Here is a 14,442-nt window from a genome sequence, read left to right on the forward strand (position 1 = left end):
GGCGGTTCGCGAAGGCCGTCAGTGTACTGCGCGCGCCATCACGGCTTGCAGTACCGAACAGGTTTTTTCGATCTCATCTGCCGACAGGGTCGGATGGACGAGGAACATCAGACTGGTTTCACCCAGTTCGCGCGCCACCACGAGCCGCTCACGCGGTCGCCAGCCGGTATCTTCGAAAGCTCTTTCAAGATAGATTTCGGAACAGGATCCGGCATAACACGGCACCCCTGCCACCATGACTTCCTGAATGATCCGGTCACGGCTCCAACCCGGCGACAAGCGCTGCGGTTCGACGAAGACATAGCACTTATAGGCTGCGTGCACGATGCCATCCGCCGGCTGGGGCGCCCGCAAGCCGGCGAGCCGTTCGACCAGCTGCCAGATGCGTTGCGCATTGGCGAGGCGTGCCGCATGCCATTCCGCCATCCGGCGCAACTGGATGCGCCCAATGGCGGCCTGCATTTCGATCATCCGCCAATTGGTACCGAAACTCTCGTGCAGCCAGCGAAAACCGGGAGGGTGCTCGCGTTGGTAGACCGCCTCCCAGCTCTTACCGTGATCCTTGAACGACCACATCGCCGACCAGAGTTCCCTGTCGTTGGTTGTCACCATGCCGCCCTCGCCGCCCGTCGTCATGATCTTGTCCTGGCAGAACGACCAGGCACCGACGTGGCCAATGCTGCCAACCGGACGTCCTTTGTAGGACGCACCATGCGCCTGCGCACAATCTTCGATCACTTTCAGGCCGAACTCATCGGCCAGCGCCATGATCGGATCCATATCACAAGGCCAGCCGGCCAGATGGACGCAGATGATGGCGCGCGTGCGCGGCGTAATCACCTGGCGTATCGTTTCCGCAGTGATGTTCTGCGAGTCACGGTCGATATCGGCAAAAACCGGAACCGCGCCAGCGTTGACGACGCAAGAAGCGGAAGCAAGGAATGTTCTAGGCGTCACCACTACCTCATCGCCGGCACCGATCCCGAGCGCCTGCAGGGCGACATCCAGGGCAACGGTACCGTTAGCCAGCGCCACCGCGTGCTGGCAGCCAGCCCAGGTCGCAAACTCTTCCTCGAATAAACGACACTGATCGCCGGTCCAATAATTGACCCGATTGGACAAGATCACGGCGCGCACGGCCTCGGCCTCCTCCTCGGAATAAGAGGGCCACGGAGAAAAAGGGGTATTCAGCATCGATAGTCTCTTTACTTCTTCATTGGGCGGGCCGGATTGCCAACGACAACCGCTCCGGGTGGCACCTCACGGGTGACGACCGCCCCCATGCCCACCACGGCGCCAGCGCCTATCTTCAACGGCAGCCCAGGGGTTCCCTGGCGAATCACGGCACCGGCGCCGATGTAGGCATGATCGTCGATCCAGACATTACCGTTACATTTGACGCCCGGTGCGAACGTCACGTAATCGCCAATCACGCAATCGTGCTCGACATAGCTGTACAGATTGGCGTGAAAATGCCGGCCGATCCGGATATTGGAGGTCAGCGTCACGAACGGACACAGGATTACGCCATCGCCGATACTGACATCGTCCATCACCACCGCATTGGCCGCACAAACTGACCAGGGCAGCACGCCATCGGCTTCGCAGCGGGCAACAATGTTCTGGCGAACCAAGCTGCCGGCGATCGCCACGCAGACGAAACGTTCGCTCGCCGGCAAGGCGAGAAAAGCCGCATAACTCAGCAAACGATGGCCATTCACCCGCTCCGGCCCCGCTGCATCATCAATGAATACCAGCCGGTCCGTAGCGACGGTTTCCTCCCCCAGTTGCTCCCGCGCCAAGGGCATCACCCCGCGGCCGCAACCGCTCGCCCCAAAGATGCCATATAGCGGCCGGCTCATTGTTCCTTGCTCCCGGTGAATTTGGACATCGTCGCTTCGCCAGCCGCACTGATTCCCTCGCTGACCAGAACCTTCCTGGCAGTCAGCCACAGGATTTTCATGTCAAGCCAGAACGACCGATGATCCACATACCAGACATCCAGCCGAAAACGCTCTTCCCAACTCAGGGCATTGCGTCCATTAACCTGCGCCCAGCCGGTGATTCCAGGCAGTACCGCATGCCGGCGCATCTGCTCCGCAGAATACAGCGGCAGATACTCCATCAGCAGCGGACGCGGACCGACAATGCCCATGTCGCCCTTCAACACGTTGATCAGTTGGGGCAATTCGTCAATGCTGGTGCGCCGCAACAACGTTCCCCAACGCGTCAGCCGTTTAGCATCGGGCAATGCACGCCCCGCGGCATCATATCCCTCACGCATAGTTCGGAACTTGTAGAGCATGAAAGGCCTGCCTAGATAACCGGGCCGCTGTTGCCGGAAAAAGACCGGGCGTCCCATATCGAGCCAGACCACAAGCGCTCCCACGAGAAAAAATGGCGAAGCAAATACCAGAACGGCCAGCGCAAACAAGATATCAAACAGCCGCTTCATTCCTGTGCTCCGACGCGGCCACCCAAAGCGCCGCCAAGCAATCCGGTGATGAATTCAACCTGTGCAGCCACCACCGTTCCCGATGCGAAATCGGCCATCGCACGTTGACGCGCATAAGCACCCATCGATGTACGCAGCCCCGGTTCACGGGCAAATTGCTGCAGTAGCCGCGCCATCCTCATCACATCGCCGACGGGATGCAAGCACCCGCTCTTGCCGTCCTCGACCGCATCCGTCAAACCGTAGATAGCGGAGGCAATCGCCGGCACCCCACACGCTGCTGCCTCGATGATCACCGAACCAAACCCCTCACGATAACTGGGCAGACAGAAAACGTCGGCGGCCGCCATATATTCCTCAGGCGTTGATGTTCCACCGAGCAGATGAAGACGGGAATTTCCTGTCGCCATCGCCTCGATCACCGGTCTCAAACCTTCCTCATCCGGTCCAACCACCAACAACGCCAGATTGCCTTGCTCGGCCGACGCCAGCAAAAACGCCTGTACCAGATCAAGCACGCCCTTATCCCGGTTCAAACGACCGACAAACAAGGCCAGCACATCGTCATCCCCATAGCCCAGTCGCGAACGCACCCTTCGCCGCAACTCCGGGTCTGGACGAAACCTTTGCAGATCCACACCTGAAATGGAACCGTTACCCAGCACATTGATCTTCCCGCTACACACAACCTTCTCGGACAAGAGATAGGCCATCTGGGAACGACTATCGGCCAACACATGGGTGGCGCAGAGCGCAATCAGGGCATCCAGCTTTTTCAACACCCATCTGGGAACCCCTCGCTTCGTCGCCCAGACCTGCCCGGTAAACATGTGCAGGCGTATGGGAGTTTCAGAAACAAGCGCCGCCAGCATGGACAACAAGCCAGCTTTCGGCGTCACCGAATGAACGAGCGAGAACTTTTCGGCCCGCATCAACCCAATCAGGCCCGTAAGTGCTCTGGCATCGGCCAGCGGGCTAATGGCGCGCCGAATATCCACCGGTCTAAAGTCGACCCCGGCTGGGAGTACCTCCCTCAAAGCGCCATCCTCTTGGGCACAGACAACGGTGACATGACACACCTTGGCCAACTGCTCCAGATATGGCAGCAGAAAGGCTTTCACCGTCATAGGAACGGCGACGACAACCAAGACCCTGGCTCGTCGCCCCGGCAATGTTGAATTCCTGACAATCGACATTAAGTCATACACGGTGGGAGAGGGTCAAACTGCCAATTCAGGTGCGGAACAAGGATCGTCCCGCAAGGAGCGGATAACCGCGCAACTTTCCTCAATTTCACATTGGATCATCGTGGCGCACCCATTACCCATATGCATCAAACACCAGTACTCCGTGCCGCGAGCCGGTAGCCACTCACACCCATCATAGCTGTCAGACGACCAGCCACTGCAGCCAAATCAAGCATGGCAACTATGGGAATAACAAGCAGGGGCTGCCACCAATAGTTCCACCAAGGACGTGCAACGCTACGCCTAAATGGGTCTACCACCCCTCTCAACAACACATACAACGCAAATGCTATCGGTGCCCCGCAACCCCTATGGCCATCAGAAAATAGAGCATGCCGATCGCAAATAGCATAAAAGCCCTGCGTCCACCGCCGACTCCAGCGACCGTTGCGCTTTGCTCATATACAAACCATTTCTTTAACGACCCACCAAGGCCGCTCGGAAAATGACCATATTCAACGAGAGCTTCGTTGCAATCCTGAACTGAAATTCCAACGCAAGCCAAATTCCGCTTCCAGCGAACATCCTCACCCGAGCGGAGATTCTCTTCGAAGTATCCGGCCCGCTCAAACACCTCTTTTTGAAACAGGGAAGCTGGCAGCACGGGCGCAATCTGCTCCTGGCCATAAGAAACGGCACAAATCATTCTGCCCCAGGAATCAGCCGAGTGAAAACGGCAAGCTCCATACACGGCAGTGGCACTCGATCTCTTCTGACAGGCCCAGAGTTTACCCAACCAGTCAGCGTGGGGGACAATCCCCGCATCAAGGAATGCGACCCAGGGCTGAGAGGCCGCTTTGATGCCAATATTCCTGGCAGCGCCTGGGTAAGCGCCGTGCTGTCGACAAAGTTGCCCCTTGATCTGCGCATTCCCGACATGGGCCATCCAGTTCTCTATAAGCACTAGGCTACCATCATCAGAACCTGTATCCACGAAAACTACCTCGGCTGGCTTCGGCGACAAGGCGTCCAAAGCGGCGAACAACTCGCTGAGCGTCGTCGCCTCATTGCGTACGGGGATTACTATGGATATGGGTAAATTCTGCATGCGTTCTTGGCGTCAGTATTTAATAGCGAGATAAACACGCTTAAGCCATTCAAATGTGCGCCCCCCTGGTTTGGCACCAACAAGCTCAAGCAAACGAAGCTGAAACCACTGAGCCGTACCGACCCGCACTCCTACAGAACGACAGAGTGCGCGCCACCTGCGGCTTGCCCCAATACGCCGATAAGCCACTAGCAAATAAAGGCGATAGGCATAAAAAAGTCCTACTTGAAGAGCTTCTCCTTGCAACTTGGCAAACATGCCTTGTAGCGCGCCATCCACTAAATCCATCTGGATCGAGGTCGCCCCAGGTTGGCGCATTTTCAGGATCTCGGCCCATGCCTGGTCGGAGATGGACCACTCCCCCCCTTTATATGCACAGTATCTCCCCTGAATCTGTAAGGTAAGCTCCACCTGTCGCCCTCGGGTTGCGCTTGAAATCTGAGAAGGATGCTGCCTGTAATAGAGCAGCACCTCGGGCACATTGGTCATGCACCAACCAGCCCTGGCCGCACGCTCCCAAAGGTCATAATCCTCCGCCCTATCCCAGTCCGGGTCGTAGCGTAAGCACCGGACAAGGTCTGTTTTAACCATGACACTAGGATGCGCAAACGGCGACCCAAACAACATTTCAACCTTGATCGCCTCGTCCGTCGTTGCGTGTTTAACTGGGCGGCGATCCCGCGTACCAAAGGGCTGCGTCCAACTGCCAGTTATATCCGCACCTGTCTGCAACAACCATTCAAGCTGACGCTCAAAGCGGTGTGGCAAGGCGATATCATCCTGGTCCATCCTTGCAATCCAAACACCAAGGGCGAGATCGATCCCCTCATTCAAAGTGTTCGGCAAGTTCTTATTACCGCGCGCAATCACCCGCACCCGCAAGTCCTTGCGCTCATAGTCCCGCAGCACGGCAAGCGATCCATCCGTTGAGCCGTCATCTATGGCAATCAGTTCGAAGTCGCGCAGGCTCTGCGCCAATATGGAATCCAGCGCCTCAGATAAATGCGCCTCGCCGTTGTAGACAGGTAGAACGACGGAAATCAGTGGAGCCTTATTCACCCAGCACCTCCAGCAACCAATCCCGTGTGCGCACCATGCCTTCAACGAAGAGAATTTCGGGCTCCCAACCAGTTTCGACACGCAGCTTGGTTGCATCCAGCACATTCACTTTGACGTCGAACGCCCGCTCCGGCAGGTGCTCAACTGCCATCTTGATACCAACCTCTAGCATGAGCGGCCGCATAGCCTCAATTACATCAATATTGGACAAACCTATTCCGGACCCCAGATTGTATGTTTCCGAAGCCTTGCCATATTCCAAGGCGTGCAGGATGCCACACGCCATATCCTCTACATAGAGGTAATCCCGCACCGTTCCAATTTCGCCGAATATACCTACGGATTTGCGTCTCAGCGCAGCCCCCATCGCAGCGGCGATAAATCCCTGCCCCGCAAAAGGCCGCTGCCCCACCCCATAGGCATTGGCTGGCCGCACACATACATACTGCAGGCCACGAGTCACCGCATATAGATTGGCATAATGCTCAAGCGTCAACTTGGTCACACCGTAGGGCGAAATCGGATGGGTCGGATGATCTTCTCTGATCGGCACCGACAAGGCATTCCCGTAAACCGTTCCCCCTGACGAAACCAGGACAAGCCGACCGTTTCGGGCTGCCAATTCGGTGAACAGCGCAATAGCAGGATATAGGTTCTGCCTAAGATCATTGAGCGGGTCGTCGTAAGATGTATTGGGCACACTGGCATAAGCCAGATGTATCACCTCTTGATGGGTGTCCAGTAGCCGGCATAACACAGCCTCATCTGCGAAATCTCCTTGTACGTAGGCCACATCCGCCGGCAAGGAATAGGCTGGCTGGGCGCGTCTGCCCAGTACCGTGACCAGCCTGCCAGAGGCCTTCAGCACCGGCACCAAATGCGACCCGATATAACCGCCCCCCCCGATGAGCAGCGTACTCACACCTTGCCTGCAGTCCACGGTCACAACCTAATCCAGGTAGCCGGAATCAGGTCATCGGTTGGCGTATCGTTTGCGAACCACTGACAAGGGGCTACGACGATTTTGTCCGGCCGTGGATTCAACCACGCCCCCCACCAGCTAAACGTGCTATTGGCAATCACATGATGACGGCACAAACTCATCAACTGCATGTCCCGGTAGCTGTTTACACCACTGTTGTGATCGACCACAGTCCATGGCGCGGCAATATCGAGATGGCCGCGAACCCATTCAGGCTCATCGGAAAAAATGAAGTAATGTGGCTTGTTTAGCCGCCGCCCTATCGCCTCGATTGCCTTCCAGTAGTACTCCCTCAGATCGACACCATGTACTCGGCTTACCTCTGGGTTTCGGGCAAAGTCGCCGCGCCGAACGTGCACGGACACACTCGTTGTGGCATCTATTTGCTGAGCCAGCGCCGCATTACTGGCATCAAGCGGGGAAGTTATACGGAATGCTTCCCTGATCTGCTGCGCAGACGACGAGAAATATCGTTCACTTTGCCAGTATCCATCCAGGTAGACATCGTCCGGAAGATGCGTAAATTGTGGCCAGAAATGGAAGTGAGGCTCGATGGCAAAACGGGATGGACGCAAAAAACGCAAACTGCGCCTCGACACCAAGTGCCGCAGCCGCGGCTCGGACAGTAAGCCCAGCACCCGCCGCTTGTTTATGGCGGTAGCCAACGGAAGCTCAAGCCCAAATACACGAGGCAATTCAAGGCCTTGATGAAGCTGAAATGCATCAAACCAATCCAGATCAAAACGCAATTCCGCGCCATGTCTAAGAGCCATAGCGAGGCCTGCCGCATACTGGAACATTTGATTTCCGAGCCCACCAGAAAGTCGAACAATAATCACATTTCAATCCAAATTCTGTTGCCGAAGGTCCATCAAACAATCCAGCACTTCCGACACGATTGTCTGTGCAAAGTGTTTGGTAGAGAACGAGTAGCTAGCATCGGACTCCAAAAAATCACGGATTGCGTGCTGATGGTCCAGATAGGCATGCTCCGGCATATGGCGAATAAATTCATACAAATCACCGCAAGAAGAAAACTTGCGCCGATCGATGAAACAAGCCTCTGGAATGTACTCTGCAATGTCCTCAGCCCCCCAATAGATCGGCACATTGCCAGCGCAGAAGGCATCGAAGATCTTTTCAGTGATGTAGCCTCGCAATCCGCGAACGTTTTCGTAGACTATAGAGAACCGAGCCCCCTCCAAGACCTCGCGCTTGGCATGCAACGCTCCGCGCCATGAAGGAAAGTGGCAACGATTCCCAGGGAGAAGCCCCTCCAATCGATGCACAGCCCCCCCCAAACGGGTTGGCAGCCGAGCGGACTTACCCCAACCGAATCCGTATAAAGCGAAATCGCTTGGGGCGTGACGCTCGAACCAGCGGATCGCTAGCACACGCTCGCTGTAGAGATCGAGGCTCGGTTTCCAGATCGGTAGTGCCTTGTTGGCGGCAATCAGCACGACGAACTGGTCACGCCGGCTGTAGCCATCGACGCGACTGCCACCCATTGGATGAGCCAGTTGAATTTTTGTTGCCGCCCCCCGTTCAACCAATTCAGGATTCCAAGTAAACAGTCGCCGGTAATGCCGCAAGTATTTTAGATTCGCATTTGGGGGATGAATGAATCTGCATTCGGCCAGCACGGCAAAAGTAGGAATCGAACCCCGGACTTTTCTGGCGTCAAGGTGTATCTCAAAATCAGGGGTAATTCCATTCAAACTGTCAGATGTCCGCAAAGCGCAACCAACTAACCTAAACTCGTCACGAAGGGCGATCCACGGCTGAGTCAATCCATCGGCACTTGCCTCGAAGATTCGCCGGGCTGGGCTTCCGTTATGAATCAATAGACCAGTAAGTAAGTTGGCGGAGGTCATCGCTCAGCAGAAACTGTATCTTTTAATGCCATCGATTTTTTATTCTGCATAACGCTTGCCGCCTCACAAACCAGAAAATAAAAATATACAGAACACGAAATCCATCATTCTGCAACAATCAATCTAAAGAAAAACCCAAAAAAATTTAATCAAAAAAATAAATTTTTTAGCTCCAGCCTAACTAGATTCAATCAAGTATAAATTAAAGTTTAGTTAGCAAGACCAAGCCGCCCTATATGCTTTATCGTACTACGCGCCTCCTTTAAATCCATTTCCCACCAGCGAGAATAAATTATCTCGCTCTGCACTTCATGAGAAAATCTATAGTTGATAATCCGTGCCGGCACTCCGGCTACTATCGCAAATGGAGGAACACTCTTTGTAACAACGGCACCGGCAGCAACAACTGCGCCCGTGCCAACCTCCACCCCTCTAAGGATAATTGAATTTACACCAATCCAAACATCATCCCCTATTTTCAAATGCTCCTCTGTAAGGACCGCCCAAGCATCCTCATAGAATAGAGCGGAGGTAGATGGCTCATTTAATTTGTGCTCCCCTGGGCCAATCGTTACATTATCGCCAATTGAGCAGTAGCGACCAATACTTGACTTTGTAACAACTGACCCACGCCCAAGATAGGTATAGCTGCCAACTTGACTAAATCGGTCTACCGAAGTACCAGCCGATATATGAACATTTTTAGCGTGCTCAATCGACTGCCAAGCGACTTTACAGGACTGAACGATACAACCACTCTTAAAGCGAGCCAGTATTAGAAATATCAGATTAACCAGACGCCCTAAAATAATTTTAGCTATCTGCATATCTTAATTTCCCTAAGGAAAAACCCCCGAAATCACATCCATGAGATTGTAAAAAACCATGCTCAACCTACACTCAGCTTCTCACATTCAACATTGAGGCTGACGAGAATTCCATTTTCCTTATCCATATGTGGAACATAAGCCTGCGAGAAATCATCAATATCCGCATGCTCGGTCTCGCGCCAATCGTAGCGTCGAACATTGACGAACCCGGCGTCCTCAAGCTGCTGTGTCAGTGCAGCCTGATCGAAGGCGTTGTAGTGAATGTTGTAGAGATAATCTTGCCGGCCAAACAGCGGTCCGATCACGAGATCCAGGCGACCGAATTTCTGATAAACCTCGCACAACTGCGCAAAATCTGGAACCGAAATACGCAGCGTACCGCCCGGTTTAAGAACTCTGTACCACTCCTTCAGCACCCGCCCGACATCGCGGCGCTTGAAATGCTCCAAAACATGACAGTTATATATCACGTCGACACTTGAATCACCGATGAATGATAAATTGTCAATCGTCGCAACGTGATCGACGTGAGAATAATCGATGGCATCGATATGGACGAAACCTGGTATGTGACGTTTGCCGCAGCCAAGGTGCAATTTCATAGACTTCTCCGTTTCATTTCGAGCGCGTGGCGCCCGTTTTCCAACCTCGTTTCCCGAGGCAATAAAGTTTTGACAACGATGGCCGGCACGCCTGCCGCAAGAACGTCAGGTGGTAAGTCCCGATTAACGACTGCGCCGGCGCCAACGATGGTTCCGTCCCCGATGGCAACGCCGGGCAATATGATGGCACCGGTACCTATCCAAACGTCCCGACCTATGGTCACCGGGCGATTGATGCCTATACCGGAAACCGGTAGTACATCGGGGTCATGTGTCGGGGTCACGAAGCGCACTCCCGATGCGATGGCGCTTCCATCCCCGATCGTGACCCGCCCCTTGCTTGAAGCTCCAATCCAGACGCCGGGCGCGATCGACACCCCTGCACCAATAAACACCTGCTCCGGATTCGATATCCTGACGCCAAAACACACCGTACTCCCCTTCCCCAGTGCTCCCAGCCTATTTTCCAGACGCCATTGCCGCACTTTCAATAGCAAGTCTAATACGAGACTTTTCAGTCTAGGCATGCGTTGAACTCCTGAGTATCTGCCGATATTTCTTCAGAGTGTCGATATGCAAAACCACCATCACCAACAACAGCGCCGCCATGCCGATCACAGCAAACAGAATGAAATGAAGCCATGTCGACATATCTAGCTGTGAGGCCAGCAGAAAAGCAAAACCGATCATGACAAGCGACGAGATTGCAGCGCGCGACATGATACGCGGAGCAAGCTGCCAAGACGTATATTGCCCGAGCATCCGGTTCATGATGACAAGCATTGCTCCGCAGGAAAAGATCATGGACAACGGGACTCCCTGCACACCCACCCCCATCAACAACAAGGCAGCCAGTACCATTCTGGCCACACTTTCCAGCAATACCAGCCTTGAGCTGACCCTGAACTCACCTACACCGTTCAGCAACTGAAGCACCATGTTACGTAAACTACTCAGAAAATAGGCAATACCAATCATCACAATGACTTCCTGTCCCATCACAAGATCGTTGCCCACCCACAGCGCCACGAAGCCCGCATTGAAAGCGATATAGCCGGAAAACCCCACCAGGCCGGAAAAGAACACCAGCCCCAGCAGCCTGGCGGCAACATCGGCAGTCCGCGACGTGTTGCCATCTGCTGCCAGATGCGAAAATGCGCTGTGAGTCGAGGCATAGACCACTGCCTGCAACTGGAACACAATATCGGCTGCCTTGCGGGTAATCATGTACGCTGCGGTAATTTCAGGTCGCAGAAAAAAAGTGATAAGTATCGGATCCAGTTCCCGGGCCATAGTCTGCGACAGTAGGGAAACGAACAGCATGCCACCGTACCAGATGTATTCCTTTATCCGCTCCAAACTGAAACGGATACTGATGCCAAAGCTTCGGATGAGAAAGACGGCGTGAGACAAGCCAAGCACTAACGCAACGACCTCCGTAACGAGCATGCCGATAGGGATGGCCCATAGCCCCGCGTCCCGGTGCAGCAGTAAGATTGTCAACACGATGCCTGCGATGCGGGCCGCCGCCAATGCCAACGCTGGATACGCTGGACGCAACATGGCATTGGAAAAGCCCCGCAGGCATTCATTGACTAGCCCTAGCCCCGCGGCCCCCAACGCCATTTGAAAGCAGGGGGAAAGGGTCGGCTCATCGCTTCCCAGGCCTTTCAGGATCAGTGGCAGCTGGAAGGAAAGCAGCATCCCCACGGCTACAAAACCAGCCGACAGCCCAAGATATACAACAAGACCGTTCACAAAGTATTCGCCAACCGTCGAATACTGCCGCTGACCATAAGCCGCAGCAACACGCTGAGTCATGAAGCCCCCAGCCCCAGGTTCATGACACCAAGCATCCCAAGTATCGCGCCTGTGCTTAGCCAGAAGCCATACAGACTGAGGCCGAGAAAATGTATGTACATCGGGATCAGGATTAATCCCTGGACAATCTGGATGCCGGTGTTGAGATATCCACCCAATGCTTGCAAGGTGATGGCACGCTTACGGCTGACAACAACCGGCACAGGCGCAATTTCAGATGGCATCTATAGACCCGTCGTGGCTTTCAGCCATTCAGCAAGCATTAATTGCCCGCTGCGAAACTGAACACACTATAGCCGTGGCACATCTGGGGCATGTCACTGGTTATGTTGGCAAGGTGCCAGACGAGTTGCTGGTTTGCCTTCATTCGTGGTAACTCATAGCCCTGTAACCATGATGCTTGATCAATTCGTCCCGCTCGGCTGACTTCAAGTCTTCGCGCACCATCTCGGCAACGAGTTCTTCGAAGCTGGTTTCAGGCGTCCAACCCAGTTTAGCCTTAGCCTTAGTGGCATCACCAAGGAGGGTTTCGACTTCGGTCGGACGGAAGTAGCGCGGGTCGACGGCGACGATTTGCTTGTCGCCTTCAGTGCTTTTCCAGTAGCCCTTTTCAACAACTCCTTGGCCTGTCCAGCGGAGTTCCATGTCCAGTTCCTTGGCTGCCACGTTGACAAAGTCACGCACGCTATATTGCACACCGGTGGCGATGACAAAGTCTTCGGGCTGCTCTTGTTGCAACATCAGCCACTGCATTTCGACGTAGTCTCTGGCATGTCCCCAATCGCGCTTGGCGTCAAGATTGCCAAGATACAGGCAGTCTTGCAGGCCAAGCTTGATGCGGGCGAGGGCGCGGGTGATCTTGCGGGTGACGAAGGTTTCGCCACGTATCGGGCTTTCGTGGTTGAACAGGATGCCGTTGCAGGCATAGATTCCGTAAGCCTCGCGGTAGTTCACGGTGATCCAGTAGGCATAGAGCTTAGCCACGGCGTAAGGGCTGCGCGGGTAGAAGGGGGTGGTTTCCTTCTGGGGCGTTTCCTGCACCAGGCCGTAGAGCTCGCTGGTACTGGCCTGGTAGAAACGGGTTTTTTTCTCCAGACCCAGGATGCGAATGGCCTCGAGGATACGCAGGGCACCGAGGGCGTCGGAGTTTGCGGTGTATTCCGGTTCTTCAAAACTCACCGCCACGTGGCTTTGCGCGGCGAGATTGTAAATTTCATCAGGCTGGGTCTGCTGGATGATGCGGATGAGGCTGGAACTGTCGGTCAGGTCGCCGTGGTGCAGGAAGAAGCGCACGCCCTGTTCATGCCGGTCGCGGTAGAGGTGATCGATGCGGTCGGTGTTGAAAAGGCTGGTGCGGCGCTTGATGCCGTGGACGATGTAGCCTTTGTTGAGCAGGAATTCGGCGAGGTAGGCGCCGTCCTGACCGGTGATGCCGGTGATGAGGGCGACTTTGGGTTGCTTGGACATTCTTAATCCCTTTATGGCTGGCTGATGTTTTGCAGGAAGTCTTTATAGGCCAGCTTGAGGCCCTCCTCCAGGGCCACTTGAGGTTGCCAGCCGAATGCGTTGAGGCGGGCACTGTCCATAAGCTTGCGTGGCGTACCGTCGGGCTTGGTGGGGTCAAAAGTGATGGCCCCCTGGTAACCAATGACCCCGGCAATGGTTTCGGCCAGTTCCTTGATGGTGATGTCGTGATCGCTGCCCACGTTGATATGACTGAGCATGGGCCGGGTGTGCTGGTCGTAAACGGCCTGGCTCAAGTTCATGACCTGTACGCAGGCGGCGGCCATGTCATCGACGTAAAGAAATTCGCGTCTGGGCGCGCCGGTGCCCCAGATAACAACGCTCGGTGCCTTGCTGGCCTTGGCTTCGTGGAAGCGGCGAATCAGTGCCGGAATGACATGGGAGTTTTCAGGGTGGTAGTTGTCACCAGGGCCGTAGAGGTTGGTGGGCATGAGGCTTCGGTAGTCCACTCCATGGCTAGCACCGTACTGGCGGTTGTAACTTTCGCACAGCTTAATGCCGGCGATCTTAGCAATGGCGTAGGGTTCGTTGGTCCCCTCCAACGTACCGGTGAGCAGGGCGTCTTCGCGCATGGGCTGCGGGGCCAGTTTGGGGTAGATGCAACTGGAGCCCAGAAACAGTAGTTGCGTGACGCCATGGCGAAAGGCGGCGTCGATGACGTTGGCCTCGATCATCAGGTTCTGGTAGATGAACTCGGCCGGGTAGGTGTTGTTGGCGTGGATGCCCCCGACTTTGGCTGCTGCCAAGTAAACCTGATCTGGCTTTTCTGAAGCAAAAAACGCATTGACTGCTGACTGATTCGTCAGATCGAGTTCAGCATGCGTGCGTGCAATGATGGTGGCTTTCCTCTGCTTCTGAACGGCGCGAACGATGGCCGAACCGACCATGCCACGATGGCCGGCAACGTAGATTTTGCTAACGGTCATAGTGATCCTCGAAACGAACGATGCCATCCTTGACCAGCGCTGGCGAATCACTGAGGTTCTTAGAGCAGGAGCAA

16 protein-coding genes are annotated in these 14,442 nt (G+C 54.9%); all 16 read right to left on the reverse strand.

The genetic code is table 11. The annotated features are described in order from the left end of the window. Positions 1-18: 18 nt before the first annotated feature. Entirely contained in the window at positions 19-1,194 is a 1,176-nt protein-coding gene (locus NQE15_RS19045) for a DegT/DnrJ/EryC1/StrS family aminotransferase (RefSeq protein WP_265943715.1), read from the reverse strand. A gap of 11 nt (positions 1,195-1,205) precedes the next feature. After that, positions 1,206-1,862, reverse strand: a complete 657-nt coding sequence (locus NQE15_RS19050) for an acetyltransferase (protein ID WP_265943717.1) — start codon at positions 1,860-1,862, stop codon at positions 1,206-1,208. After that, entirely contained in the window at positions 1,859-2,455 is a 597-nt protein-coding gene (locus NQE15_RS19055; protein WP_265943719.1) for a sugar transferase, read from the reverse strand. Before NQE15_RS19055 ends, NQE15_RS19050 begins: the two co-directional genes overlap by 4 nt. After that, positions 2,452-3,603, reverse strand: coding sequence for a glycosyltransferase family 4 protein (locus tag NQE15_RS19060; protein ID WP_265943721.1), 1,152 nt, complete (start codon positions 3,601-3,603; stop codon positions 2,452-2,454). Before NQE15_RS19060 ends, NQE15_RS19055 begins: the two co-directional genes overlap by 4 nt. Positions 3,604-3,991: 388 nt before the next feature. Then, entirely contained in the window at positions 3,992-4,750 is a 759-nt protein-coding gene (locus NQE15_RS19065; protein ID WP_265943723.1) for a glycosyltransferase family 2 protein, read from the reverse strand. 12 nt (positions 4,751-4,762) lie between these two features. Then, positions 4,763-5,809 (reverse strand): glycosyltransferase family 2 protein, encoded by a 1,047-nt coding sequence (locus NQE15_RS19070; protein ID WP_265943725.1) that lies wholly within the window; start codon positions 5,807-5,809, stop codon positions 4,763-4,765. After that, positions 5,802-6,731, reverse strand: a complete 930-nt coding sequence (locus NQE15_RS19075; protein WP_265943726.1) for an NAD-dependent epimerase/dehydratase family protein — start codon at positions 6,729-6,731, stop codon at positions 5,802-5,804. Before NQE15_RS19075 ends, NQE15_RS19070 begins: the two co-directional genes overlap by 8 nt. A gap of 20 nt (positions 6,732-6,751) precedes the next feature. Continuing rightward, positions 6,752-7,591 carry an alpha-1,2-fucosyltransferase gene (locus tag NQE15_RS19080; protein WP_265943729.1) on the reverse strand — a complete coding sequence of 280 codons (840 nt, stop codon included), beginning with the start codon at positions 7,589-7,591 and terminating at the stop codon, positions 6,752-6,754. Positions 7,592-7,633: 42 nt separating this feature from the next. After that, entirely contained in the window at positions 7,634-8,665 is a 1,032-nt protein-coding gene (locus tag NQE15_RS19085; RefSeq protein ID WP_265943731.1) for a glycosyltransferase family 10 domain-containing protein, read from the reverse strand. A 209-nt stretch (positions 8,666-8,874) separates the two neighbouring features. Next, a complete protein-coding gene (locus NQE15_RS19090; protein ID WP_265943733.1) occupies positions 8,875-9,492 on the reverse strand; it encodes a DapH/DapD/GlmU-related protein in 618 nt (205 codons plus the stop codon). Positions 9,493-9,554: 62 nt separating this feature from the next. Continuing rightward, a complete protein-coding gene (locus NQE15_RS19095; RefSeq protein WP_265943735.1) occupies positions 9,555-10,097 on the reverse strand; it encodes a class I SAM-dependent methyltransferase in 543 nt (180 codons plus the stop codon). Further along, the gene (locus NQE15_RS19100; protein WP_265943737.1) at positions 10,094-10,624 is read right to left on the reverse strand and encodes an acyltransferase; all 531 of its coding nucleotides are present in this window, start codon (positions 10,622-10,624) and stop codon (positions 10,094-10,096) included. Before NQE15_RS19100 ends, NQE15_RS19095 begins: the two co-directional genes overlap by 4 nt. After that, positions 10,617-11,918, reverse strand: coding sequence for an oligosaccharide flippase family protein (locus NQE15_RS19105; protein WP_265943739.1), 1,302 nt, complete (start codon positions 11,916-11,918; stop codon positions 10,617-10,619). The genes NQE15_RS19100 and NQE15_RS19105 overlap by 8 nt, the downstream gene beginning before the upstream one ends. Next, on the reverse strand, positions 11,915-12,142 hold the full coding sequence (locus NQE15_RS19110; protein ID WP_265943741.1) for a hypothetical protein: 228 nt from the start codon (positions 12,140-12,142) through the stop codon (positions 11,915-11,917). The genes NQE15_RS19105 and NQE15_RS19110 overlap by 4 nt, the downstream gene beginning before the upstream one ends. A gap of 139 nt (positions 12,143-12,281) precedes the next feature. Beyond that, a complete protein-coding gene (gene gmd, locus NQE15_RS19115; protein ID WP_265943743.1) occupies positions 12,282-13,385 on the reverse strand; it encodes a GDP-mannose 4,6-dehydratase in 1,104 nt (367 codons plus the stop codon). An 11-nt stretch (positions 13,386-13,396) separates the two neighbouring features. Continuing rightward, the gene (fcl, locus tag NQE15_RS19120) at positions 13,397-14,368 is read right to left on the reverse strand and encodes a GDP-L-fucose synthase (protein WP_265943745.1); all 972 of its coding nucleotides are present in this window, start codon (positions 14,366-14,368) and stop codon (positions 13,397-13,399) included. Positions 14,369-14,442 lie beyond the last annotated feature (74 nt).

It is taken from the genome of Dechloromonas sp. A34, from assembly GCF_026261605.1.
In the GTDB taxonomy this organism is placed as follows: domain Bacteria; phylum Pseudomonadota; class Gammaproteobacteria; order Burkholderiales; family Rhodocyclaceae; genus Azonexus.